The 23,999-nt window shown below is 72.4% G+C and carries 23 protein-coding genes; 17 read left to right on the top strand and 6 right to left on the bottom strand.

The genetic code is table 11. From position 1 onward, the window contains the following. The first annotated feature begins 15 nt into the window (after window positions 1–15). From ABH931_RS16730 to ABH931_RS16700, 7 genes are all read left to right on the top strand, one after another. Window positions 16–1,680, top strand: coding sequence for an ABC transporter substrate-binding protein (locus ABH931_RS16730; RefSeq protein ID WP_370113903.1), 1,665 nt, complete (start codon window positions 16–18; stop codon window positions 1,678–1,680). Beyond that, complete coding sequence (locus ABH931_RS16725) at window positions 1,677–2,633, top strand: ABC transporter permease (RefSeq protein WP_370113901.1); 957 nt, start codon at window positions 1,677–1,679, stop codon at window positions 2,631–2,633. Before ABH931_RS16730 ends, ABH931_RS16725 begins: the two co-directional genes overlap by 4 nt. Then, on the top strand, window positions 2,630–3,499 hold the full coding sequence (locus ABH931_RS16720; protein WP_370113899.1) for an ABC transporter permease: 870 nt from the start codon (window positions 2,630–2,632) through the stop codon (window positions 3,497–3,499). The genes ABH931_RS16725 and ABH931_RS16720 overlap by 4 nt, the downstream gene beginning before the upstream one ends. After that, entirely contained in the window at window positions 3,496–4,530 is a 1,035-nt protein-coding gene (locus tag ABH931_RS16715) for an ABC transporter ATP-binding protein (RefSeq protein WP_370113897.1), read from the top strand. Before ABH931_RS16720 ends, ABH931_RS16715 begins: the two co-directional genes overlap by 4 nt. Next, window positions 4,527–5,333: an ABC transporter ATP-binding protein gene (locus ABH931_RS16710; RefSeq protein WP_370113895.1), complete on the top strand. Its 807-nt coding sequence runs from the start codon at window positions 4,527–4,529 to the stop codon at window positions 5,331–5,333. Before ABH931_RS16715 ends, ABH931_RS16710 begins: the two co-directional genes overlap by 4 nt. Before the next feature lie 107 nt (window positions 5,334–5,440). Then, window positions 5,441–6,169, top strand: coding sequence for a molybdopterin-dependent oxidoreductase (locus tag ABH931_RS16705; RefSeq protein ID WP_370113893.1), 729 nt, complete (start codon window positions 5,441–5,443; stop codon window positions 6,167–6,169). Further along, window positions 6,150–6,842, top strand: a complete 693-nt coding sequence (locus tag ABH931_RS16700) for a cytochrome b/b6 domain-containing protein (RefSeq protein WP_370113891.1) — start codon at window positions 6,150–6,152, stop codon at window positions 6,840–6,842. The genes ABH931_RS16705 and ABH931_RS16700 overlap by 20 nt, the downstream gene beginning before the upstream one ends. A gap of 7 nt (window positions 6,843–6,849) precedes the next feature. Here ABH931_RS16700 and ABH931_RS16695 read toward each other — a convergent pair whose 3' ends face one another. Together ABH931_RS16695 and ABH931_RS16690 are read right to left on the bottom strand one after the other, a co-directional pair. Then, window positions 6,850–8,286: a glycoside hydrolase family 1 protein gene (locus tag ABH931_RS16695; protein ID WP_370113889.1), complete on the bottom strand. Its 1,437-nt coding sequence runs from the start codon at window positions 8,284–8,286 to the stop codon at window positions 6,850–6,852. Between the two features lie 35 nt (window positions 8,287–8,321). After that, a complete protein-coding gene (locus tag ABH931_RS16690) occupies window positions 8,322–10,154 on the bottom strand; it encodes a beta-glucoside-specific PTS transporter subunit IIABC (RefSeq protein WP_370113888.1) in 1,833 nt (610 codons plus the stop codon). A 185-nt stretch (window positions 10,155–10,339) separates the two neighbouring features. On the opposite strand from ABH931_RS16690, the gene ABH931_RS16685 reads away from it, so the two are divergent. Further along, window positions 10,340–11,149 carry an HAD family hydrolase gene (locus tag ABH931_RS16685; RefSeq protein ID WP_370113886.1) on the top strand — a complete coding sequence of 270 codons (810 nt, stop codon included), beginning with the start codon at window positions 10,340–10,342 and terminating at the stop codon, window positions 11,147–11,149. A 26-nt stretch (window positions 11,150–11,175) separates the two neighbouring features. On the opposite strand, the gene ABH931_RS16680 is transcribed toward ABH931_RS16685, so the two are convergent. From ABH931_RS16680 to ABH931_RS16665, 4 genes are all read right to left on the bottom strand, one after another. Beyond that, window positions 11,176–12,045 carry an MBL fold metallo-hydrolase gene (locus ABH931_RS16680; protein ID WP_370113884.1) on the bottom strand — a complete coding sequence of 290 codons (870 nt, stop codon included), beginning with the start codon at window positions 12,043–12,045 and terminating at the stop codon, window positions 11,176–11,178. A 120-nt stretch (window positions 12,046–12,165) separates the two neighbouring features. Next, window positions 12,166–12,783, bottom strand: a complete 618-nt coding sequence (locus ABH931_RS16675; protein WP_370113883.1) for a TIGR03086 family metal-binding protein — start codon at window positions 12,781–12,783, stop codon at window positions 12,166–12,168. A 71-nt stretch (window positions 12,784–12,854) separates the two neighbouring features. Next, entirely contained in the window at window positions 12,855–13,508 is a 654-nt protein-coding gene (locus tag ABH931_RS16670; RefSeq protein WP_370114130.1) for a TetR/AcrR family transcriptional regulator, read from the bottom strand. Beyond that, window positions 13,505–14,206 carry a TetR/AcrR family transcriptional regulator gene (locus ABH931_RS16665; RefSeq protein ID WP_370113881.1) on the bottom strand — a complete coding sequence of 234 codons (702 nt, stop codon included), beginning with the start codon at window positions 14,204–14,206 and terminating at the stop codon, window positions 13,505–13,507. The genes ABH931_RS16670 and ABH931_RS16665 overlap by 4 nt, the downstream gene beginning before the upstream one ends. Before the next feature lie 97 nt (window positions 14,207–14,303). Here ABH931_RS16665 and ABH931_RS16660 point away from each other — a divergent pair, with 97 nt between their 5' ends. The 9 genes from ABH931_RS16660 to ABH931_RS16620 all read left to right on the top strand — a co-directional run bounded on the left by ABH931_RS16660 (window position 14,304) and on the right by ABH931_RS16620 (window position 23,997). Beyond that, a complete protein-coding gene (locus ABH931_RS16660; RefSeq protein ID WP_370113880.1) occupies window positions 14,304–16,079 on the top strand; it encodes an amidohydrolase in 1,776 nt (591 codons plus the stop codon). 16 nt (window positions 16,080–16,095) lie between these two features. Next, window positions 16,096–17,748 (top strand): ABC transporter substrate-binding protein, encoded by a 1,653-nt coding sequence (locus ABH931_RS16655; protein WP_370113878.1) that lies wholly within the window; start codon window positions 16,096–16,098, stop codon window positions 17,746–17,748. After that, window positions 17,748–18,695, top strand: coding sequence for an ABC transporter permease (locus tag ABH931_RS16650; protein ID WP_370113877.1), 948 nt, complete (start codon window positions 17,748–17,750; stop codon window positions 18,693–18,695). Before ABH931_RS16655 ends, ABH931_RS16650 begins: the two co-directional genes overlap by 1 nt. Continuing rightward, window positions 18,692–19,597, top strand: coding sequence for an ABC transporter permease (locus ABH931_RS16645; RefSeq protein ID WP_370113875.1), 906 nt, complete (start codon window positions 18,692–18,694; stop codon window positions 19,595–19,597). Before ABH931_RS16650 ends, ABH931_RS16645 begins: the two co-directional genes overlap by 4 nt. After that, entirely contained in the window at window positions 19,594–20,589 is a 996-nt protein-coding gene (locus ABH931_RS16640) for an ABC transporter ATP-binding protein (protein ID WP_370113874.1), read from the top strand. Before ABH931_RS16645 ends, ABH931_RS16640 begins: the two co-directional genes overlap by 4 nt. After that, complete coding sequence (locus ABH931_RS16635) at window positions 20,586–21,350, top strand: ABC transporter ATP-binding protein (protein ID WP_370113872.1); 765 nt, start codon at window positions 20,586–20,588, stop codon at window positions 21,348–21,350. Before ABH931_RS16640 ends, ABH931_RS16635 begins: the two co-directional genes overlap by 4 nt. Before the next feature lie 144 nt (window positions 21,351–21,494). After that, window positions 21,495–22,406 carry an ABC transporter ATP-binding protein gene (locus ABH931_RS16630; protein ID WP_370113870.1) on the top strand — a complete coding sequence of 304 codons (912 nt, stop codon included), beginning with the start codon at window positions 21,495–21,497 and terminating at the stop codon, window positions 22,404–22,406. Then, window positions 22,403–23,200, top strand: coding sequence for an ABC transporter permease (locus ABH931_RS16625; protein WP_370113868.1), 798 nt, complete (start codon window positions 22,403–22,405; stop codon window positions 23,198–23,200). Before ABH931_RS16630 ends, ABH931_RS16625 begins: the two co-directional genes overlap by 4 nt. Then, window positions 23,200–23,997, top strand: coding sequence for an ABC transporter permease (locus ABH931_RS16620; protein ID WP_370113867.1), 798 nt, complete (start codon window positions 23,200–23,202; stop codon window positions 23,995–23,997). The genes ABH931_RS16625 and ABH931_RS16620 overlap by 1 nt, the downstream gene beginning before the upstream one ends. The last annotated feature ends 2 nt before the right edge of the window (window positions 23,998–23,999 follow it).

The following is a 23,999-nucleotide window of genomic DNA, read 5'->3' as shown; positions in this document are numbered from 1 at the left end:
TCCCCGGAGGACCCCGTGACCCGTCCCCGTCCCGGCACCCGCACCCGCCGCAGATCCCTCACTGCCCTCGCGGCCGTCCCGCTCACCGCCCTCGCGCTGACCTCGTGCAGCGGCACCGCCCACGGCGGCGGGAGCGCGAGCGCCCCCGCCTACCACCTGAGCGACACCACCCCCGCGAGCAAGGGCGACCTCGCCTCCTTCACCTGGTCGCTGTTCGCCGAGCCGACCTCGATCGACTACGCCTACTCCTTCGACTACCCGCCCAACACCGTGCTGGCCAACGTCTGCGAGAGCCTGCTGCGCTGGAACCCGGACCTCACGATCTCGCCGGGCCTGGCCACCGCGTACGCCAACCCGACGCCCACCACCTGGGTCTACACGATCCGCAGCGGCGTCCACTTCCACGACGGCACCCTGCTCACCGCCGCCGACGTGGTCGCCTCGCTGCGCCGCAACCTGGACCCGAACGTCGGCAGCGACTGGGCCTACCCGTTCCGCAACGTGAAGTCAGTCGAGGCGACCGGCCCGATGCAGGTGACCGTCACGCTGACGACGCCGGACTCGACCTTCAACAAGTACATGGCCGCCAGCCCGGGCACCGTCGAGTCCGCCGCCACGCTCAAGGCGGACGGCAAGGACTACGGCAACCCGGGCAAGGGCGTCAACTGCACCGGCCCGTTCTCCTTCGCCTCCTGGACGCCCGGCCAGTCGCTCGTCCTCAAGCGGTTCGACGGCTACTGGGACCCGAAGCTGAAGGCCAAGGCCGGGCAGGTGAAGTTCGTCTTCCTCTCCGACGCCACCGCCCGCGTCAACGCCTTCCAGACCGGCGAGGTCGACGGCGGCTGGATGGTCCCGCCGGACTCCTACGGCCAGCTGTCCACCAGCTCCGCCGGCACCCTCTACTACGGTCGCAACACCACCGTCGCCGACGAGGTCGTCGGCAACCTCAAGGGCGTGCTCGGCAACGCCCAGGTGCGGCAGGCGCTGCTGATGGCGATCGACCGCAAGGGCATCATCAAGGCCGGCGCGGGCGGCGTCGGCGACGTGGCCGACTCGCTGGTCACCCGCAACAACTGGACCGGCAGCGGCTCGCAGGCGAGCGTCGACGCGCTGCTGAAGGACCTGCCGCAGTACCCCTACGACCCGGCCGGGGCCAAGGCGCTCGCCGCCAAGGCGGGTGTCAACGGGCAGACGGTGGTGATCGCGACCAGCCCGCTGGACTCGCAGACCACGATCATCACCCAGGCCGTCGCGCAGGCCGCCACCGCGATCGGGCTCAAGCCGCAGATCGACACCGTCTCGGCCGACAAGTACACCGCGTTGTTCACCGACCCGGCCGCGCGCAAGGGCGTCGACCTCTTCCTGACCTTCTGGTACACCTCCATCACCGACCCGCTGGACATGTACGGCGACCTGCAGACCGGCGCGTTCGCCAACTACGGCAACTGGTCGGACCCGCAGTTCGACGCCGCCGTCAACCAGGCCGTCGGCGCCTACGACCCGACCGCGCACGCGCAGGCCGCGGCCAAGGCCCAGCAGATCGCCATGGAGCAGCTGCCCTGGCTGCCGCTCTACACCGAGCCGGTCAGCCTCTTCCTCGGCAAGCGGATCACCGGCGTCTCGCCCTCCATCGACTACCTCTACTACCCCTGGGCGGCCGAGATCGGGGCCAAGGGATGAGCGTGGCCCTCGCCGTGCTGCGCAAGCTCGTCGGCATGGCCGTGACCCTCCTGGTCACCTCGTTCCTGGTGTTCTCCTCGCTCTACCTCGCGCCCGGCGACCCGGTCTCCTTCCTGGTGCAGGGCCGCAGCCCGAGCCCGGCCGAACTGGTGTCGATCCGCAAGGAGTTCGGCTTCGACCAGCCCTTCCTGGTGCGCTACTGGCACTGGCTGGACGCGGTCCTGCACGGCGACTTCGGCCGCTCCTACCTCTTCCACGAGAGCGTCGGCGCCGTCATCTGGGCCCGGCTGCCCGCGTCGCTGCTGCTCGTCGGCGTCTCCACGCTGCTGATCGCCGTCGTCGGCATCGGCGCGGGCGCGGTGAGCGCCCTGCGGCACGGGACGCGGACCGACAAGTCGGTGCTGCTGCTCGTCACCGTCGGCGCAGCGGTGCCGTCCTTCGCGGCGGCCGTGCTGCTGCGTTCGGTCTTCGGGGTGCGGCTCGGCTGGTTCCCGACCATCGGCAACGGCACCGGCTTCCTCGACGAGCTGCACCACGTCGCGATGCCCGCCGTCGCGCTGTCGGTGACCTTCATGGCCCTGGTCACCCGGGTCACCCGCGCCTCGATGCTGGACGAACTCGGCCGCGAGCACGTCGAGGTGGCGCTGAGCCGGGGCGTGCCGCGCGGCAGCGTGCTGCGCCGCCATGTGTTCCGCAACGCGCTCGGGCCGATCGTCACCGTCTCCGGGCTGCTGGTCTCCGGCATGCTCGTCAGCACCGCGATCGTGGAGACCGCGTTCGGGATGTCCGGGATCGGCTCGCTGCTGGTGCAGTGCGTCGACGAGCTCGACTTCCAGGTCGTGCAGGCGCTGGTGCTGCTCGTCGTCGCCGTCTTCGTCGTCGTCAACACCCTGGTGGACCTGCTCCACCCGCTGATCGACCCGCGGATCGCGGCCGGGGGAGGAGCCCGATGAGCACGACCGTCCTTCAGCGCAGACCACTGCTGGGCCGACTGCGCGGCGGGTTCCTCGCCCACGGGTGGCTGTTCCGGACCAGCCTGGTGCTGCTCCTCGGCTTCGTGGTCGTCGCCCTGCTCGCGCCGTGGCTGGCACCGCAGGACCCGACCCTGGGCGACTTCGCCACCACCATGGCCGGGCCCAGCGCCGCCCACCTGCTCGGCACCGACCAGGGCGGCCACGACACCTTCTCCGCGCTGCTGGTCGGCGCCCGCAGCAGTCTGCTCGGTCCGCTGGGAGTCGTGGTCTTCTCCAGCGTCGCCGGGATCGCCGTCGGCCTGTTCAGCGGCTGGCGCGGCGGGTGGGCCGACGCGGTGATCGGCCGTGTCCTCGACATCCTCTTCGCCTTCCCCTCGCTGCTGCTGGCGATCCTCGCGGTCGCGCTGTTCGGCAAGGGGCTCGGGGCGCCGGTGCTGGCCATGGCCATCGCCTACATGCCCTACACCGCCCGGCTCGTGCGGGGCCTCACCGCCCAGGAGAAGGCCCGCCCCTACGTGGCGGCCTACCTGGTCCAGGGCCACGCGCCGCTCTACGTCGCCGTGCGCCGACTGCTGCCGAGCCTCGGACCGACGGTGCTGGCCCAGTCCACCGTCAACTTCGGCTACGCGCTGCTGGACCTGGCGGCGCTGTCGTTCCTCGGGCTCGGGGTGCAGCCGCCGACGCCCGACTGGGGCGCGATGATCAACCAGGCTCAGGCGGCGGTGCTCCAGGGACAGCCGCTGTCCGCCGTCGTCCCGGCCGTGGCCGTGGTGCTGGTGGTCGTGGCCTTCAACGTGGTCGGCGAGCAGCTCGGCGACCGGCTCGCCCGGAGGGATGCGAGATGACTCTTCTCTCTGTCGAGGGTCTGACGGTCGAACTGCCCGGCTCGGCCCGGCCCGTACTGGACACGGTGCACCTGCGCGTGGCCGCCGGGGAGGTCGTCGGCCTGGTCGGCGAGTCCGGCTCGGGCAAGTCCGTCACCGCCCGCTCCGCGCTGGGGCTCCTGCCCGCGCGGGCGCACGTCACCGGCCGGGTCCTCGTCGAGGGGAAGGACCTGGTCGGTGCGGACGCCGCGCGGCTGCGCGAGGTGCGCACCTCCGTCGCCTCGATGGTCTTCCAGGACCCGAGGGCCGGCATCAACCCCGTGCGGCGGATCGGCGACTTCCTGGCCGAGCCGCTGCGGCTGGTCAAGGGCTGGTCGCGGCGGCAGGCCGAGGCACGGGCGCTGGAACTGCTGGCGGCCGTCGGTCTGCCCGACCCCCCGCGCCACCTGCGGCAGTACCCGCACCAGCTCTCCGGTGGCATGCTCCAGCGCGTCATGATCGCCGGCGCGCTGGCGGGGGAGCCGAAGCTGCTGCTCTGCGACGAGCCCACGACCGCGCTCGACGTCTCCACGCAGGCCGAGATCCTGGCCCTGCTCGGTGCCCTGCAACGCGAACGCGGGCTCGGCATGCTGCTGATCACCCATGACATCGAGCTGGCCGCGGCGACCTGCGACCGGGTCTACGTGATGTACGCGGGCCGGATCGTGGAGGAGGCCTCGGCCGCCGACCTGTTCGGCTCGCCCCGCCACCCGTACACCCGCGGCCTGCTCGGCTCCACGCCGCCGCTGACCGGCCCGATGGAGCGGCTGCACCCGGTGCCGGGCGCGCCGATGAGCCTGGCCGAGTCCGCGCCCGGCTGCGCCTTCGCCGCCCGCTGCGCCTTCGCCGAGCCGGGGCGCTGCGACCAGGCCCCGCCCGGGCTGCTGCCACTGCCCGCCGCTGCCGTGCCGTCCACCGCCGCGGCCGACCCGACCGGCTCGGCCGACCGTCGCGCGGCCTGCTTCCGGGTCGCCGAACTGCCCGCCGTCGTCACCTCGGAGGTCGCCCCATGACCGCGCTGCTCGAAGTCTCCGGCCTGCGCAAGGCCTACGGCGCGACCACGGCCGTCGACGGCGTCTCGTTCACGCTTCCGCCCGGCGGCGCGCTCGGTCTGGTCGGGGAGTCGGGCTCGGGTAAGACCACGACCGCCCGGATGCTGGTCGGGCTGGAACAGCCCGACAGCGGGTCCATCACGGTCCTCGGGCGGCCGCTGGCCGCGCGGGTGCGCGGGAGGGCGGCGCGGCTGGCCCGGGCCAAGGCGGTGCAGATCGTCTTCCAGGACCCCTACCTCTCCCTGGACGCCCGCCTCACCATCGGCGCCACCCTCGACGCGGTGCTCCGCCTGCACGGCCTCGGCGACCGCGCGGCCCGCGCGGCCCGGGTCCGGGAGCTGCTCGGCCAGGTCGGTCTGGGGGAGCGGGAGGCGGCGGCCCTGCCCCGCCACCTCTCCGGTGGCCAACGCCAGCGCGCGGCCATCGCCCGCGCGCTGGCCGTCGAGCCGGCCGTCCTGGTCCTGGACGAGGCGGTCTCCGCGCTCGACGTGTCCGTCCAGGCGCAGGTGCTGAACGTCCTCGCGGACATCCGCAGGGACGCCGGGATCGGCCTGGTCTTCGTCAGCCACGACTTCGCGGTGGTGCGGTACGTCTGCGACGAGGCGCTGGTGCTGCTGCGCGGCCGCCCCGTCGAGCACCGGCCGATGGCGGAGCTCCTCGCCGCCCCGGAGCACCCGTACACGCGCCTGCTCCTGGATTCCGTCCCGCACCCCGGCTGGGACCCCGCGTCGATCGCGCAGCGCCGCCGGCAGCTGGCGCAGTAGCCCTGCTCGGGGGCGCGGGGAACGACGAGAGGAACCAATCCTTAGAGAAATGTGACGGCCTCCCGTTCTCCCTGGTCATCGCCGCCGCGTGGTGGTGGGATGGAGTCATGGAACAGCGGGGTCGGGAGAGCGCGGGCAAGCCCGTCGGGAGACGGGTGGTGCTCGGGGTGCTCGGACTCGGCGCCGCGGGCGTGGCGTTCGGGGCGAAGATCCAGAACCAGTTGGACAACGTCCTCGCGGAGGTCAGCAGCAAGGACCCGACGGGCCTGACCCAGCTGCTGCCGGGCGGCGGCGGTTTCCAGTTCTACAACGTCGCCGACTCCATCCCGCACCGCAACGCGACGGACTACCGGCTCACCGTCGACGGGCTCGTGGACCGCCCCGCCAGCTACACCCTCGCCGACCTCCAGGCGATGCAGCAGACCCGGCTGGTCAAGGACGTCCAGTGCGTCACCGGCTGGCGCGTGCCGAACACCGAGTTCTCCGGGGTCCTGCTGCGCGACCTGCTGGCCATGTCCGGCGTGCAGCAGCAGGGCACGGCGATCAGGTTCAGCTGCTTCGACGGCGTCTACACCGAGAGCCTCACCCTCGACGAGGCGCGGCGCGACGACGTGATCATCGCGCACCAGATGAACGGCTCGCCGGTCACCTCCGCGCACGGCGGGCCGGTGCGGCTCTACGTCGCACCGATGTACTTCTACAAGTCGGCCAAGTGGCTCTCCGGCATCACGGTGACGTCGCAGGTCGAACCCGGCTACTGGGAGCACTACGGCTATGACGTCGAGGCCTGGGTCGGCCGATCCAACGGACGCGACGATGCCCCTACCTCGAACTGAGCCCGCCGCCGGCGGCGCGGAGCTGCGCCGCTTCACCACCGCCGAGCGCTGGGTGCACCGCACCACCTCGACGCTGATGATGGCCGCGATCCTCACCGCGGCGTTCCTCTACGTACCGCAGCTCGCCGAGCTGGTCGGGCGCAGGCGGCTGCTGGTCGTCGTGCACGAGTGGAGCGGGGTGCTGCTGCCGCTGCCGCTCGCGGTCGGGCTGGGGTTCCGCTCGGTCCGGGCGGACCTGCGGCGACTGAACCGGTTCCGGCCCGGGGACCGCGGCTGGGCCTGGCGCGCGGTGCGGCACGGAACGCGGCGCGCCGGACCGGCCGGCAAGTTCAACGCCGGACAGAAGCTCTACGCCGCGACGATCGCGGGCGCGACGCTGGTGATGGTCGGCACCGGGCTGATCCTCTGGTTTCCGCACCTGGCGGCGCTGGACGTGCGCACCGGCGCCACCTTCGTCCACGACTGGCTGGCGCTGGTGATCGGCGTGCTGGTCATCGGGCACATCCGGATGGCCATGAAGGACCCGGAGGCCCGCCACGGCATGCGCACGGGCTGGGTCGGCCGTCCCTGGGCCAAGCGCGAGCACGCGCTCTGGGAACGGGAGACCAGAGCACGCACCGAGCCGGGTGGAGCGGAGCCGGCGGACACCGCCCCACCCGGGGACCATGGGTGACGGCTGATCAGGCGGCGGTCACCTCCGTGCCGCCCGACTTGATCAGCTGCTGGTACCAGAAGAAGCTGTCCTTGCGGTACCGCTTCAGCTCCTTGAGGTCGAACTCGTCCCGGTCGACGTAGACGAAGCCGTAGCGCTTGCGCACGCCCTGGTGCGTGGAGATCAGGTCGATCGCCGACCAGGGGCAGTAGCCGAGCATCTCCACGCCGTCGCTCACCGCGGCGCGCATCTGCCCGATGTGGGCCGCGAGGTACTCGATCCGGTAGGCGTCGTGGACGCTGCCGTCGGCCTCCAGCGTGTCGAAGGCGCCGAGGCCGTTCTCGGTGACCAGCAGCGGCAGGCGGTAGCGGTCGTACACGACCCGGAGCGTGGTGCGGAAGCCGACCGGGTCGATCTCCCAGCCGAAGGCGTTCACCGGCAGGTGCTCGTTGCGCACCGAGCGGAAGACACCGTCCTCGCCCACCGCGAGCTGCTGGTCGGCGCCCTCGACGGCGCCGACGTCCTCGCCGGCGAGCGGCGCGGCGACCGTGGCCGTGGCGTAGTAGTTCAGCGCCAGGAAGTCCGGCCGGCCCGAGCCGAGGATCTCCAGGTCGCCCTCGGCGATCTCGGGTGCGATGCCCTTCTCGGTGAGCCAGGTCCAGGCGGTCGGGTTGTAGCCGCCGCGGCAGGCCATGTCGAGGTAGAGCCAGTTGCGGATCGCGTTGAAGTCCTCGGCGGCGAGGATGTCCTCGGGTCGCGGCGAGGCCGGGTAGACGACGGAGATGTTCGGCGCGGGGCCGATCTTGCCGCCCGGGACCAGCTCGTGGCAGAGCCGCATGGTCTCCGCCTGGGCCAGCATCATGTGGTGGTTCTGCTGGTAGAGGGCCCTCTGCAGGCCCTTCGTGTCACCAGCCGCCACGTCTCCGGCCGTGCCGATGGCGGCGCCGTGCAGGATCATCATGTTCTGCTCGTTGATGGTCAGCCAGTAGCGGACCTTGCTGCCGAACTCCTCGAACAGGATCCGGGCGTAGCGGGTGAACGCCTCGACGGTCGCCCGCGAGCCCCAGCCGCCCTTCTGCTGCAGGGCCTGCGGCAGGTCGAAGTGGTACATCGTCAGGACCGGCTCGATGCCGCGCTCCAGCAGGGCGTCGATCAGGCGGTGGTAGAACGCGAGGCCCTCACGGTTCACCTCGCCGTCGCCGTCCGGCACGATCCGGGTCCAGGCCACGGAGAAGCGGTAGGCGGTCAGGCCGAGCTCGGCGAAGAGCTCCACGTCCTGCGCGTAGCGGTGGTAGTGGTCGGCGGCGACCTTGTAGTCGGTGGTGCCCTCGGGGAAGGTGGTCCGGGCGTCCTGCACGGAGGGGCCCTTGCCGTCCGCGTCGAACGCGCCCTCGACCTGGTAGGCGGAGGTGGAGGCACCCCACAGGAAGTCGGGGGCGAAGGGGGCGAGCTGTCGGTGCTGCATGGTGGTTCGTCCTTTCCTCGGGATGGCGCGGGTGTTCAGGCGAGGGTGAGCAGGGCTTCGCCGCTGCGCAGTTCAGGGCTGTCGGTGGGGGTGACCGGGCCGAGCTCGTCGGGGGCGGCCGTGACGACGACCACGGTCACCGGGTCGTAGCCGGCGGCGAGGATCGCGTCGATGTCGAACTCACCGAGCAGCTGGCCCTGTTCGACCTCGGCGCCCTGCTCGACGGCGGGGGAGAAGTGGCGGCCCTGGAGCTGCACGGTGTCGATGCCGACGTGGACCAGCACTTCGAGGCCCTCAGGGGTGCGGATGCCGTAGGCGTGGGGCATCGCGCTGACCAGCGTGCCCTCGACGGGTGCGTGGACCTCGCCGCTGGTCGGCGTGATGGCCGCGCCCTCGCCGAGCAGTCCGGCGGAGAACATCGGGTCGGGCACCCGGTCCAGCGGCAGCACCGCCCCGGCGACGGGCGCGGCGACCTCCAGCGGACCGGAGGCGGCGGACGTCGTGGCCGCCTTGGCGGACTCGCTCGCCTCCTCGGGGACGTCCTTGAAGCCCAGCACCATCGTCAGCGCGAAGCCCAGGCCCAGCGCGACCGCGCAGCCGATCAGCTGGAGCGTGAAGTTGCCGACGCTCATCCAGGCGGGCAGCGTCAGCGCGCTGGCCAGGGCGAAGGTGTTGGCGGCCGAGCCGCCCGAGCTCGCGATCCCGCCGCCGACCGCGGCGGCCACGCAGGCGTAGATGAACGGCTTCTTCAGCCGCAGCGTGACACCGTAGACGAGCGGTTCGGTGACGCCGGCGAGGAACCCGGAGACGGCGCCGGTGCCGGCCAGGCCCTTCAGGCCGCGGTTGCGGGTGCGCAGGAAGACCGCCTCGCCGGCGCCGACCTGGGCCAGGACGGCCGGGACCAGCGGGCCGGAGAGGACGGAGTGGCCCTGCGTGGAGAGGTCATTGATCATCACCGGGACCACGCCCCAGTGCAGACCGAACATCACCAGGACCTGCCAGAACCCGCCCAGCAGCGCGCCGCCGATGAACGGGCTCAGCCCGAACACCCAGGTGACGCCGGAGGAGACGCCCTTGCCCGCGTAGTCCGCAAGCGGGCCGATCGACAGCAGCGTGACCGGTACGACCACGGCCAGCGTCAGCATCGGGGTGAGGAAGCTGCGGACACTGGAGTGCAGCACCTTGCCGAAGAAGCGCTCGACATGGCTCTGGACCCAGACCGCGACGAGGATCGGCAGCACCGAGGAGGCGTAGGAGATCAGCACCATCGGCAGGCCGAAGAAGTGCACCGCCTCGCCCTTGTCGTGCAGTTGCACGATCGCCGGGTAGAGCAGCGATCCCGCGATCGCCATCGACACGTACTGGTTGGCGCCGAAGCGCTTGGCCGCGGTCGCGGCCAGCAGCACCGGCAGGAAGTAGAAGAGCGCGTCGCCCGCGGCGTTCAGGACGAGGTACTCGTTGGAGGCGGCCGACAGCCAGCCCACCTTGACGACGAGGGCGAGCAGAGCCTTCAGCATGCCCGCGCCGGCCATGGGCCACAGCAGCGGCAGGAAGATGCCGGAGATCATGTCGATGGTCCGGGCCAGCAGGCTGCCCTTGGGGGCGTCGTCGGCGCCGTCCCCGAGCGTGGCGATCGCGCCGATCTCCGCGAAGACGCGGGGGACCTCGTTTCCGATCACCACCTGGAGCTGTCCCCCGGCCTCGACGACCGCGACGACGCCGGGCGTGGCCTCCAGGGCCGCTCTGTCGACGGCCGCCGCGTCCTTGGTCTTGAAGCGCAGCCGGGTCGCGCAGTGGGCGAGGGAAGCGACATTCGCCTCGCCGCCGACCCCGGCCAGCACCCTTTCGGCCGCCTCTCGATGGTTCATGGTGGTCTCCCTTGACCTGCCGTGGCCCGTTTCGCCGGGCACGACTTCACCCTTCACGAGGCCAACGGCGAGATTTGCGGGTCCAAAGTCCCAAAACCAACCGGAATTGGTCACCTGGGCCATATTTGTCCGCAGGTGCTCTCTCGGGTAGGAATGAAAGGAGACTTGTCGAGAAAGGTTCCCTCGTGCCCGTGCCGTTCGACCTCATAGCCACCGACCTCGACGGCACGCTGCTGCGCCTCGACCACACCGTCTCCGCGCGCAACCAGGCGGCCCTGAAGGACGCCGAGGAGGCCGGCATGCGGCATGTCGTGGTCACCGGTCGGCCGGCCAACTGGGCCAGGGGCGTGCTGGATTCGCTCGGCTACACCGGTCTGGCCGTGTGCGGCCAGGGTGGTCAGGTCTACGACGCCGGCGCGGACCGGCTGCTCACCCGCGTCCCGCTGGACCGGGGTGACGCGTCCGCCGCGCTGGCCCGGGTGGAGGCGGAGATCGGCCCCCTGGCCCTGGCCGTCGTCCAGGACGGACTGGACGGCGAGGTGCTCTTCGGCCCCGGCTTCGACACCCCGGGCGCCGGCGCCGACGCGACCTCCCGGGTGCGCGACACCGGCGCGCTGTGGACCCGGCCCATCGGACGGGTGATGGTGCAGCACCCCGGCCTCGGCGACGACGAACTCGCGGCGGCGGTGCGTGAGTTCGGCAGCGGTCTGGTCGACGCGGTGGTGGCCGGACCGACCTGCGTCGAGGTGCTCCCGCCGGGCCTGTCCAAGGCCGTCGGCCTGGAGCTGGCGGCGGAGCGCCTCGACGCGGACCCGGCGCGGGCGATCGCCTTCGGCGACATGCCGAACGACATCCCGATGTTCGCCTGGGCCGGCCACGGCGTCGCGATGGCCAACGCCCACCCCGATCTCGCGGCCGTGGCCGACGAGATGACGCTGGATCACATGCACGACGGCGTGGCCGTGGTGGTGGAACGCCTGCTCACGCAGGTGTAGTCGCCGTCCGGCGGCGGCCTGGCCGGCTACCAGCGCGTGGCGGTGAAGTCCACGGGCCTGGGCCGCAGCAGCTTGGCGCGGCGGGCCAGCGCGTCCAGGCGGGCCGCCATCTCCTCGGCCGGCAGCCGCTTGCGGTCGCCGTGGCCCGGCAGCACCCACTCGAAGCGGACGCGCCCGGCGGTCCGGTCCAGCGAGGCGGCCAACTCCTCGATGGAGTACCAGGTCACGCTCTCGTGGACCTCCAGGTCCCCGGTGGTGCGGGACCAGTAGAAGCTGTCGCCGGTGAAGCAGTAGCGGTCGTCCGCCAGGTAGAGGACGCTGCCGCGGGTGTGGCCGGGGAGCGGGTGGACGGTGACGCCCTCGCCGACCTCCACGGGATCGGTGCCGCGGATGACCTGGTCGGCGTCGGGGGCGCGGTCGAGGTCGCCCTCGTGGATCCAGAGCCGGGCGCCGAAGTGGTCGGCGTAGGAACGGCCGTGGGCCGCGTGGTCGCGGTGGGTCAGCAGCACGTCGGTGACCGGCCCGAGCGCCGCGTACCGGTCGGCCAGCCCGGCGCTCCAGCGCGGGGTGTCGATCATCATGTAGCCGCCCGAAGGGCGGCGCAGCAGGTAGGAGTTGGCGCCCGCGGTCTGCCGGGAGTTGTGCCCGCACAGCAGCAGGCCGTCGTCCAGGGCCAGCGGATAGGGGTCCAGGTCGCGGTCCAGCGGCCCGGAGGCGGGGCGGATCGAGCGGGTCTGGCAGGCGAAGGCGGCCGCGAGGACCTGCCGTTCCTCGGCCGCGTCGGCCGGCTGCCGCAGCATCCGGGAGCCGCCGTCGGCCTCCTCGATCAGCTCCGGGGCTAACTGCCGGGCCACGTCGCAGTTGGTGCAGTTGTCGTCCACGTACCAGCCGTCCACGGGCGGGTCTCCTCGGGTTGTGCGGCGGGGTTGTCCCCTCAGGGATATCCCACCCGTGGGCGGAACCGGTAGGCCGTCCGATCTTGCGTTTTCGGGTGCGGCCCGCTCTCGGGCCCGCCCTCAGGCCGGCTGCGCGGCCCGCTCCCCGGCCAGCCGGCGCGGATCACGGCCGAGCAGCCGCAGGACGCGGGCGAAGCCGTCCGCGGGGGCGTCGGGCAGGACCGGCGCGAACGCCCGCCCGGGGCCCCGGTAGACCGGGTCGGTGGGGACCAGCTCGGTCACCTCCAGGGCGATCGGCAGGAGTTCGGCCGGGCAGTCGAAGGGCTGCCCGAGCGCGGCCGCCAGGTCCCAGCCGTGGACGACGGTGTCCAGCAGCTGGAAGCCGATCGCCTGCGCGGCCGGGAAGTCGTGGCCTGGCAGGATCTCCGGGAGGGCGAGGGTGCGCCCCGCCGTCTCGGCCTCGGTGAAGGCCTCGGTCAGGGCCTTCGCCGAGTGGGTGAAGGTGGCCGACAGGTCGGTGCCGGGTGGGAGCGGGTGGTCGTCGAAGACTCCCGAGACCTCGCCGCGTCCGTATGCGGCCTCCGCGAAGCCGTCCTGCTGGCCGATCACGTGGGCGAGCAGGCGGCGCACGTTCCAGGCGGAGCAGGGGGTCGGGCGGAAGAGGTCCTCCGGGCGCAGGGAGGTGACCAGGGGGTTCAGCAGGGCAAGCGCCCTGGAATGCAGGGTGGCGAGCGTCATGCGGACAAAACTAGCACGATCGTTCGTGTTATTTTGGCCCGAGTGCGGAATTCAGGCCGGCGCAGGGCTGGTCAGTCGGTGGGGGCGGCGCCGAGGAGTCGGCGCAGCGCGGTGCGTGCGCGGTCGTACGGTGCGTCGTCGTCGTGCAGCAGGGACAGCGCGTTCGCGTACTCCATCACCGCCACCACCTCGAAGCCGAGCTGCTCCACGTCCTCGTCGGCGTCGAGCTCGCCCGCCGCACGTGCGGCGGCCAGCTGATCGGCGATCAGACCGTGCCAGGTGCGGCTGCCCTCGGCGAGCGCGTCGCGCACCCGGCCGGGCTGGGCGTCGAACTCCGCGCCGACCGCGTAGAAGAAGCAGCCGCCGGGGAAGACCCGGGTCCGCGAGTACGCCAGCCAGCTCTCCGCGAGCGCCCACAGGCGGGCCAGGCCCTCCGGGCGGTCCAGCGCCGGGGCGATCACCTGGTCGTGGTAGACCCGTGACGCCGCGCGGACCGTGGCGAGCTGTAGCTCCTCCTTGGAGCCGAAGAGGGCGAAGACGCCGCTCTTGCTGAGCTCCAGCTCGCTCGCGAGCCGGCCGAGGGAGAGTGCCGCCAGCCCCTCCACGGACGCGATCCGCATGGCCCGGCCCAGCACCAGGCGCCGGGTCTCGTTGCCCTTGAGCACCCGCCCGTCGGTCGTGGCGCCGTTTGTCGTGGCGCCGTCGGTCGTGGCCACTGCGCTCAGGCCTTTCGTGCGGCGTCGATGCGGACCGCGAGGCCGTCCAGGAAGGTGGCGAGGACCAGCTCGAAGACGCCGTCGTCGTCGCGGAAGAGCTCGGTCAGGCGCGGTGCGCTGCGGTGCAGCATCGGGTACTCCTCCGCCGGCAGCATGCCGTACTTGAGCGCCCAGGCCGCCTCGTCCTTCTCCTGCGTGGAGCGGTCCAGGATCGAGAACGCGGCGGTGTACTGCGTCATCGCGAGCGTCATGTCGAGCAGGGCGCGGTAGGACTCGGCCGCCTCGATGACCGGCAGTCCGGCGTCGTGCAGGACCGAGATGAGCTCCTCGACACTGTCCGTCTCGGCGGGGCTGGCCGTGGTGCGCGCGGCGGCCAGGACGGCGAGGGCGGGGCGGGCCAGGTAGGACGTGCGCACGCTGCGGGCGGTGACGGTCAGCCGCGTGCGCCAGTCGGCCGAGGCGCGGTCCGGCAGCGCCGCCCTGGCCAGCTCGATGCCCTCCTGGATCGTCAGATCCGTGAGGGCGAGGACGAGTTCGTCCTTGTCGCGGAAGTGCCGGTAGACGGCGGTCGGGTCCGCGCCCAGTTCCTTGCCGAGGCGGCTGAAGGTCAGCTGGCCCCCGCCCTCGGGGGAGCAGAGCCGCAGCGCCGCCTCCAGGATCGACTCACGGCTCAGCGTCACACGCCGCTTGGACGACTGCTCAGCCACTCGGGCCTCCACGCGGGCCCCTCCTCAGGTTCGCCTCGGTCCGCTGCCCGCCGGGCGGGAGCGTGCTTCATCCGATCGTAACGGCGAGTCGCTGTCAATGGCATTGACAGACCCATTGTCAGGGGGTTTCCTTCTCCACACGTCGGGCAGCGAGGACGTCCTGCTCCCCCGGTCCCGCGCACCCCCCTGCCTTGGAGCGCCCGTGCACCCTGATCTCCACCCCGCCGACCTGGTCTTCCTCGGCGGGCCCGTCTACACCGTGGACCCGGCCCGCTCCTGGGCCGGTGCCGTCGCCGTCCGGGACGGCAGGATCGTGGCCGTCGGCCAGGATCACGACATCCGGCCGCTGATCGGCCCGGGCACCGAGGTCGTCGACCTGGCCGGCAAGCTGCTGCTGCCCGGCTTCCAGGACTCCCACGTCCACCCGGTGCTCGCCGGCACCACGCTGGCCCGCTGCAACCTGCACGACCTGGGCACCAAGGAGGAGTACCTCCAGGCGGTCTCCGACTACGCGGCCGCCCACCCCGAGGCCGAGTGGATCTCCGGCGGCGGCTGGTCCTTCCAGGCCTTCCCCGGCGGCATGCCGCACCGGACGATGCTCGACGCGATCGCCTCCGTCGGCGACCGCCCGGTGGCCCTGCCGGTCGCCGACGGCCACGCGCTGTGGGCCAACAGCCGGGCGCTGGAGATAGCCGGGATCACCAAGGACACCCCGGACCCGGCCGACGGCCGGATCGAGCGCGACCCGGACGGCACGCCGAACGGCATGCTCCAGGAGGGCGCGGCCGAGCTGGTCACCCGCTTCATGCCCGCCGCCACCGATGAGGACTTCTACCAGGGTCTGCTCGCCGGCCAGGCCTACCTGCACTCCTACGGCATCACCGGCTGGCAGGACGCGGGCGTCGGCCCCAACTTCGGCCCCGGCGACGTCTACGGCGCCTACCTGCGCGCCGACCGCGAGGGCACGCTGACCGCCCGGGTGCGCGGGGCCCAGTGGTGGGACCGCGAGGGCGGCCTGGAGCAGCTCCCGTTCTTCTCCGAGCGCCGCGCCGAGTCCGAGCGCAACGGTGAGAGGTTCTTCGCCGGGACCGTCAAGATGATGCTCGACGGCGTGGCCGAGAACCACACCGCCGCGATGCTGGAGCCCTACCTCGACGGCTGCGGCTGCCAGACCGGCACGACCGGCCTGGACTTCCTCGACCCCGAGAAGCTCGGCGGCTACGTCGCCGAACTCGACGCGGCCGGCTTCCAGGTGCACTTCCACGCGCTGGGCGACCGCGCCGTCCGCAACGCGCTGGACGCCGTCGAGGAGGCGCTGCGTCGCAACGGCGACCGCGGCAACCGCCACCACCTCGCGCACCTCCAGGTCGTCCACCCCGACGACATCGCCCGCTTCCGCGAGCTCGGCGCGACCGCCAACATCCAGCCGCTGTGGGCCTGCCACGAGCCGCAGATGGACGAGCTGACGATCCCGTTCCTCGGCGAGCGCCGGGCCGGCTGGCAGTACCCGTTCGGCTCCCTGCTGCGCGCGGGCGTTCCGCTCGCCGCCGGCAGCGACTGGTCGGTCTCCACCCCGGACGTGATGGCCGGCGTGCACGTGGCCGTCAACCGCACCGGCGAGGAGGACCCGAACCGGGTGCTCGGCCCGGAGGAGCGCCTGGACCTCGGGTCCGCCCTGGCCGCCTACACCGCCGGGACCGCCCGGGTGAACCACCTGGACGACCTCACCGGCTCGATCCAGACCGGCAAGCTCGCCGACCTGGTCGTGCTCGACCGCAACCCCTTCGACGGGCCCAGCCAGGCCATCGCCGAGACCCGCGTGCTGCGCACCTACGTCCAGGGCGAGCTGGTCCACGCCGCCACCGAGCTGTGAGAAGGAGAGCCTTCAGATGAGAAACCGCATGCTCCGCGCCGCCCTGGCCGGGACGTCCGTCGCCCTGCTCGCCACCGCCTGCAGCTCGGGCGGCGCGGCCAGGACGCCCGATGCCAAGAGCAACTTCTCCACCGCGCAGGTCACCACCGCGCCCGGCACCAAGCCGCTGACCAACCTGACCTGGTCCGGCGACTACCGCGCGCCCTACTCCGAGGACCCGGTCAAGACCGCCGACTACCCCGAGGAGACCATCCTCGGCAACGTCTGCGAGCCGCTGATCCGCGTCGCCGCCGACTACTCCCTCCAGCCCGGCATCGCCAAGTCCTGGAAGCAGCCCGACCCGAAGCACGTCGTGGTCGAGCTGGACCCGCGCGCGAGGTTCGCCGACGGCAAGCCGGTGACCACGGACGACGTGGTCTACAGCATCATGCGCAACCTCGACCCCAACGTGGCCAGCAACTACGCCGACTCCTTCAACGACCTCGGCGGAGCCAAGGCCACCGGGCCGCACGAGGTCACCTTCACGCTGACCAAGGACGACTACATCTTCGACCGTCAGCTCGGCATCCTGGGCTCGGCGATCGTCGAGAAGTCCTTCGCCGTCAAGGCCGGGCAGAACTTCGGCAACGCGAACGTCGGCGTCATGTGTACCGGGCCCTACACCATCGCGTCCTTCGACGGCACCAACCAGATGGTGCTGAAGAAGAACCCGACCTACTGGGACCCGAGCCACGCGGGCAAGGCCGAGACGGTCACCTTCAAGTTCCTGGCCGATCCCTCCGCGCTCGCCAACGCGCTGACCTCCGGCTCCATGCAGGGCGCGTTCGACCTCAACTCCTCGGTCATCCCCACGCTCAGCAAGAGCAGTGCGGGCAAGCTGTACATCGGCACCGAGGGTTCGACCACGCAGAACATCGACCTCGTGGTCTCCAACTTCTCCGGCGGCCTCGGCGACGCCCGCGCCCGCCAGGCGCTGAGCATGGCGCTGGACCGGGTCGGCATCGCCAAGACCCTGGCCGGCGGCGCCGCCGACCCGCTCTACGCGGTGGCCGGTCCCGGCTTCTGGGAGGGCAGCCCGGCGCAGGCCACCTACAAGGCCGCCTACGACCAGCTCGCCGCCAAGGGCGTCGACATCGCCGGCGCCACCAAGCTGGTCCAGGACGCGCACGCGGCCGGCAAGCTGATCACCCTCGCCTACACGGCCGGCGTCCCCCAGGAGGCCCAGCTGGCCCAGGTGATCCAGCAGACCGGCCAGCAGATCGGTCTCAACATCAAGATCGTCGGCCTGCCGGACCAGCAGTACGGCAGCCTCTTCACCGACCCGAAGGCGCGCGCCGCCTACGACGGCTTCCTCACCATCAACTACATGGAGTTCCCCGAGGCGCAGACCATGTACGCCAGCTACGCGACCAAGTCCGGCGTGCAGAACTTCAACGGGTACGACAACCCGCAGGTCCAGGCCGCACTCGACGCGGCCGCCGCCACGAACGACCCGCAGGCCCGCGCCCAGCAGGTGCTCAAGGCCCAGGCGATCCTGAACAAGGACCTGCCCTGGATCCCGATCATCGCGCCGCGCGCGCTGCTGTTCCAGAGCAAGGACGTCACCGGCGCGCCGCTGACCTTCTCCTACATGGACAACTCCTGGATCACCGCGGTGGGTGCTCCCTGATGGGTCGTCTGCTCCTGCAACGACTCGGCGGCCTGCTGACGACGCTGTTCCTGTCCAGCATCGTCATCTTCGGGAGCCTCTACCTGGCTCCCGGCAGCCCCGAGAACGTCATCTTCGGCTCCCGGACCCCCACGGCCGCCGCCCGCGCGGCCGTGCGGCACCGGCTCCACCTCGACCAGCCGCTGCCCGTCCGCTACTGGGACTGGCTGACCGGGGTGCTGCACGGCGACCTCGGCACCTCCATGGTCACCGGCCAGCCCGTCGTCGACCGGGTCGGCTCCGGACTGTCCACGACCCTGCTGCTGGTGCTGATGAGCATGATCATGGTCGTGGTCCTCGGCCTCACCATGGGTCTGGTCGCCGCGCTGCTGCCGGGCCGGGTCGACGGCGTGGTCAACGCGCTCACCTCGGTCACCGTCACCATCCCCTCGTTCGTCGCCTCGGCGCTGCTGATCTCGGTCTTCGCCGTCCAGCTGGGCTGGTTCCCGGCGAGCGGCATCGGCCAGGGGTTCGCCGGCAAGGTCCAGGGGCTGGTGCTGCCGGCCGTCGCGCTCGCGGTCCTCTCCTGCGGCTTCCTGGCCCGGGTCACCCGCAACGCGGTCCGCGACCAGCTGGAGCGTGAGCACGTGCAGACCGCGCTGGTGCGCGGCCTGCCCCGGCGCACGGTGCTCCGCAGCCACGTGCTGCGCAACGCCATGCCGCCGATCATCACCGCCGTCGGCCTGCTGGCCGCCGGGACCTTCGCCTCGACCCTGGTCGTCGAGTCCGCCTTCGCGGTGCCCGGGATCGGGCAGCTGACCATCCAGTCGGTCGCGCAGAAGGACTTCCCCGTCGTCCAGGCCGTGGCCCTGATGCTGGTCGCCGCGTTCGTCGTCTGCAACGCGGCCAGCGATCTGATCCAGGCCGTGGTCGACCCGCGGCTGCGCGAGGCCGGGAGCACGTCGTGAACAGCGTCAAGTCCACCTGGAAGCGCCTGAACAAGGCGCTCGGCCGGTCCGGGATGCTCTCCCTGGCCTTCCTGGTCGCCGTCCTGCTGGCCGCGGTCCTCGCGCCGCTGGTCGCGCCCGCCGACCCCAACCAGTCCAGCCTGCTGGACGCCTACGCCGGCCCGTCCGGCACCCACCTGCTGGGCGCCGACGGCATTGGCCGCGACCTGTTCTCCCGCCTGATCTTCGGCGCGCGGACCTCGCTGCTCGGCCCGGCGCTGGTCGTCGGCGTCGCGCTGTTCGTCGGCATTCCGCTGGCGCTGCTGGCGAGTTGGTACGGCGGCTGGGTGGACGGGGTGGTGGCCCGGGTCTTCGACCTGGTCTACGCCCTGCCGGGGCTGCTGCTGGCGGTGCTGACCGTGGCCCTGTTCGGCCCCGGCCTCACCCCGGCCGTGGTGGCCCTCTCCGTCGCCTACATCCCGTTCCTCGCACGCATCGTGCGGGCGGCGGCGCGGCAGCAGCGGGTGAGCCCCTACGTCGACGCGCTCGCCGTGCAGGGCTTCGGGGTCCTGCGGATCACGGTCCGTCACATCCTGCGCAACATCACGCCCGTGGTCGTCGGGCAGGCCGCGATCGCCTTCGGCTACGCGCTGCTGGACCTGGCGTCCCTGTCCTACCTGGGCCTGGCCGTCCAGGCGCCGACGCCCGACTGGGGCGTCATGGTCAGCGACAGCGACGCCATGCTCAAGGGTTACTGGCTCCAGGTGCTCGCGCCGGGCGTGCTGATCGTCCTCACGGTCCTCGCCCTGACCGTCCTCGGCGCCCGGATCAGCGGCGAGAAGCCGCCGGGCTACCTGCGCCGCCGGCCGCCCAAGACCGTCGCCGCCGAGAAGAACCGCACCACCGTGGGAGCCGCCGCATGACCGCACCCCTGCTCGAACTGGCCGGCCTCACCGTCGACATCGCGACCGAGGACGGCGGCTCCCGCACCCTGCTCGACGGTGTCGACCTGACGCTGGCTCCCGGCGAGGCGCTGGGCCTCGTCGGCGAGTCCGGCTCCGGCAAGTCGATGACCGTCCGCGCGATCACCCGGCTGCTGCCGCGCGCCGCGACGGCCACCGGCACCGTCCGCTTCGAGGGCGAGGACGTCCTCGCCATGGACGCGGGCACACTGCGCACCTACCGCGACGGCGGCGTCGGCCTGGTCTTCCAGGACCCGCGGGCGCACATCAACCCGACCCGGAAGATCGGGGCGTTCCTGATCGAGGCGCTGGTGGGCAACCGCAAGGTGCCCAGGCGGGAGGCGCTGGCCCGGGCGGCCAAGGTGCTGGCCGAGGTCGGCATCGACGACCCCGAGCGGCGCCTTGGGCAGTACCCGCACGAGGTGTCCGGCGGCATGCTCCAGCGCGTGATGATCGCCTCGGTGCTGCTGGCCGAGCCACGGCTGATCCTCGCCGACGAGCCCACCACCGCGTTGGACGTGACGATCCAGCGCGAGGTCGTCGGCATCCTGGACCGGCTGCGCCGTGAGCGCGGCATGGGCATGGTCTTCATCACCCACGACCTCGACCTGGCGCTCGCCGTCTGCGGCCGCGTCGCGGTGATGTACGCCGGGCGCATCGTCGAACTGCGCACCGCCGACACCTTGCACGAGCGGGCCGCGCATCCCTACACCCTCGGCCTGCTCGGCTCCCGCCCGGCCATCGACGCGCGCGCCGAGCGCCTGACGGCCATCCCCGGGCGTCCGGTCTCCGCCTTCGAGTCGGGCGAGGGCTGCGCGTTCGCGCCACGCTGTTCGTTCGCCACGGAGCAGTGCGAGACGACCCCGCCCACCCTGGCCCGGTTCGACGGCGGGCTGGTGCGGTGCAGCCGCGTCGAGGAGATCCACGCCGCACGGACGGAGGCGAACGCGTGAACACGAACGCGGTCGAGGTACGCGGGCTCAACAAGTTCTTCAAGGCCCACCACGCCGTCGTGGACGTCGACTTCGACGTCCCCGCCGGCGGCTCGCTCGGCATCGTCGGCGAGTCCGGCTCCGGCAAGACCACCATCGCCCGCATGCTGGTCGGCCTGGAACGCCCCACCAGCGGCACCATCACCGTCATGGGCCGTGACCGCAGCCGTCCCGCCCGCGGCGCCAAGGAACGCGGCACCCGGGCCCGGGAACTGCAGATCGTCTTCCAGGACCCCTACACCTCCCTGGACCCCAGCCAGAGCGCCCGCGCCGCCATCGAGGAGGTCCTGCGCCACCACCGGCGCGACCTCGCCCTCACCCAGGACCTGGTCGACCAGGTCGGCCTCACCGACCGCCAGGCGAACGCCCGCCCGCGCGACCTGTCCGGCGGACAACGCCAACGCGTCGCCATCGCCCGCGCGCTGGCCGCCGCACCCAAGGTCCTGATCCTCGACGAGGCCGTCTCCGCCCTCGACGTCTCCATCCAGGCCCAGGTCCTCAACCTCCTCACCGACATCCGCACCCAGACCGGGATCGCCTACATCCTCATCTCCCACGACCTCGCCGTCGTCCGCCAGCTCTGCGACACCGCCCTCGTGCTACGACGCGGACAGATCGTCGAACAAGGCGACTGCGACCGCATCCTCGACACCCCCGCACACGACTACACCCGCGCCCTGCGCGAAGCCGTCCCCGTCCCCGGCTGGACCGTCGGCGGGTAGCCGCCGCACGGGGATTCCTCCTCAGGGAGGAGGTCAGGGCCGCCTTCGGGCGGCCTTTCCTCCTTCCGCCGGAGGTTTCGGCCCGCACGGCCTTCGTAGCGTCGACGTCATGACGAGACGCACGGACGAGGCGAGGCGGCGGCGATGATCGAGGCCCACGGGCTCACCAAACGGTACGGGGCCACGACGGCCGTCGAGGGGCTGGACTTCCGGGTCGAGCCGGGCCGGGTCACCGGCTTCCTCGGCCCGAACGGGGCCGGCAAGTCCACGACGATGCGGATGATCCTCGGCCTGGACCTGCCGACCTCCGGCTCGGTGCTCGTGAACGGGCGTCGCTACCAGGGGCTGGTCTGGCCGCTGCACGAGGTCGGCGCCCTGCTGGACGCACGCGCCGTGCACCCCGGCCGCAGCGCCTACCGGCACCTCCACAGCCTGGCCGCCGCGAACGGCATCCCGCGTGGGCGGGTCGACGCGGTGCTTGAGCAGGTCGGGCTCGCCGGCGTCGCGCACCGCCGCGTCGGCGGGTTCTCGCTCGGCATGTCCCAGCGGCTCGGGATCGCGGCGGCGCTGCTCGGCGACCCGGGTGTGCTGCTCTTCGACGAACCCGTCAACGGGCTGGACCCGGACGGCATCCTGTGGATCCGCACGCTGATGCGCACCCTGGCCGCCGAGGGCCGCACCGTGCTGGTGAGCAGCCACCTCATGAGCGAGATGGCCCTCACCGCGGACCACCTGCTGGTCCTCGGGGAGGGGCGGCTGCTCGCGGACCTGCCGCTGGACGAGCTGATCGCGCGCGGCGCGGCGGACCGGGTGGAGGTGCGCGCGGCGGAACCCGAGCGCCTCGCTGCCGAACTGCGCGAGCTGGGCGCCGAGGTGACCCGGGAGCCCGACGGTCTGCTGCGCGTCGTCGGGGTCGGGGCGGTGACGATCGGGGAGCTGGCCGCCGCGCGCGGGCATGTGCTGCACCAACTGCGGGACGCGAACTCCTCACTGGAGGAGGCCTACTTCCGGCTCACCGAGGGCAGCGTGGTCTACCGGGCTCCGGTGCCCGCATGAGCGCGCGGAGGGTCGCCACGCGCTGGAGGGCGACGGCGCGCAGCGAGTGGATCAAGCTGTGGTCGGTCCGTTCCGTACCGGCGGTACTGGAGGCCGCGCTGGTGGTCGTGGTCGTCGGCGGGTTCGTCCTGGGCGCCGGATACCGGTCCGGCTGGGCCTCGCTTTCCCCGGCCGACCAGGCGTCCTTCGATCCGACCTTCACCAGTCTGCGCGGCGTGGAGCTCGCGCAGCTCTTCGTCGGCGCGCTCGGGGTGCTCGCGGTCACCGGCGAGTACGCGACCGGACTGATCCGCACGACGCTGGCGGCGACGCCGCAGCGGGCGCAGTTGTTCGCGGTGAAGGCGCTGGTGCTCGGCGCCGTGGTCTGGGCGCTGTGCACGGCGGCCGCGTTCGCGGCCTTCGCGCTCGGCCAGAGCCAGTTCACCGGGCCGGCGCCGCACGCCTCGCTGGGCGGGCCCGGCGTGCTGCGGGCGGTGGCCGGGGGTGGGCTGTTCCTGACCGGGGTCGCGCTGCTCGGACTGGCGCTGGGCGCGCTGACCCGGTCGACCCCGCTGGGGCTGGCGGCCTTCTTCGGGGTGCTGCTGGTGCTGCCGCTGGTCGTCGGCCTGCTGCCGAGCGGGGTCGGTGACCGGATCGGCCCCTATCTCCCCGGCGAGGCGGGCTCGCAGCTGTGGCATGTGCGGCCGCCCTCACCCGAGAGCCTCGGGCCCTGGCAGGGCGCGGGCCTGTTCGCGCTGTACGTCGCGGCGGCGGGCGCGGCCGCGCTGGTCCTGTTGCGCAGGAGGGACGTCTGATGCGGGAGAACGTCACGCTGTCGCGGCGCGCGCGGGCCGTGCTGGCGAGTGAGTGGATCAAGATCAGCTCGCTGCGCTCGCTCCGGGTGACGGGCCTGGGCGCCCTGCTCTTCGGCGTCGCCCTCGCCTTCCTGGTCTGCGCGGGCTACCACGCCCGCTGGCACGCGCTGGGCGTCGCCCGGCAGGCGGCGTTCCAGCCCGTCGACACCAACCTCGGGTTCCTCCAGATCGCCCCGCTGCTCTTCGGGGTCCTCGGCGCGCTCGTCGTCACCAGCGAGTACGGCACCGGCCAGATCCGTGGCACCTTCGCGGCCACGCCGCAGCGTCCGCTCGTGCTGGCGGCCAAGGCGGTCCTCGTCGGCGGGCTCGGGCTCGTCCTCTCGCTGGTCACGGTCGCGGGGGCGTTCCTGGTGGGGCAGGCCCAACTGGCGGGCGCGGCCCCGCACGCGTCGCTGGGCACCCCGGGCGCGGCGGGGGCGGTGCTGGGCGGTGCGCTCTACCTCACCCTGACGGCACTGTCCGGACTCCTCGTCGGTGTGCTGGTGCGCAGCACCGCCGTGGCGGTCTCCACGCTCGCCGGGGTGTTCCTGGTACTGCCGGTGCTGGTCGACAGCCTGCCCAAGGGCGTCGTCTGGCGGCACACCGTGCCGTACCTGCCCTCGGATCTCGGCCTCTCGCTGTGGCACTCGCGGGTGGACCTGCTGGTCCGGCCGCTGCCGGCCGGGCTGCTGTTCGCCGGGTACGTGCTGGTGCTCGGCGCGGCCGGGCTCGCGCTGCTGCGGGTGCGGGACGCGTGAGC

It is taken from the genome of Streptacidiphilus sp. MAP12-33, assembly GCF_041261265.1.
GTDB lineage: Bacteria > Actinomycetota > Actinomycetes > Streptomycetales > Streptomycetaceae > Streptacidiphilus.
Note: the sequence above shows the minus strand (reverse complement) of the source record. Positions and strands in the feature narration are given on the sequence as shown.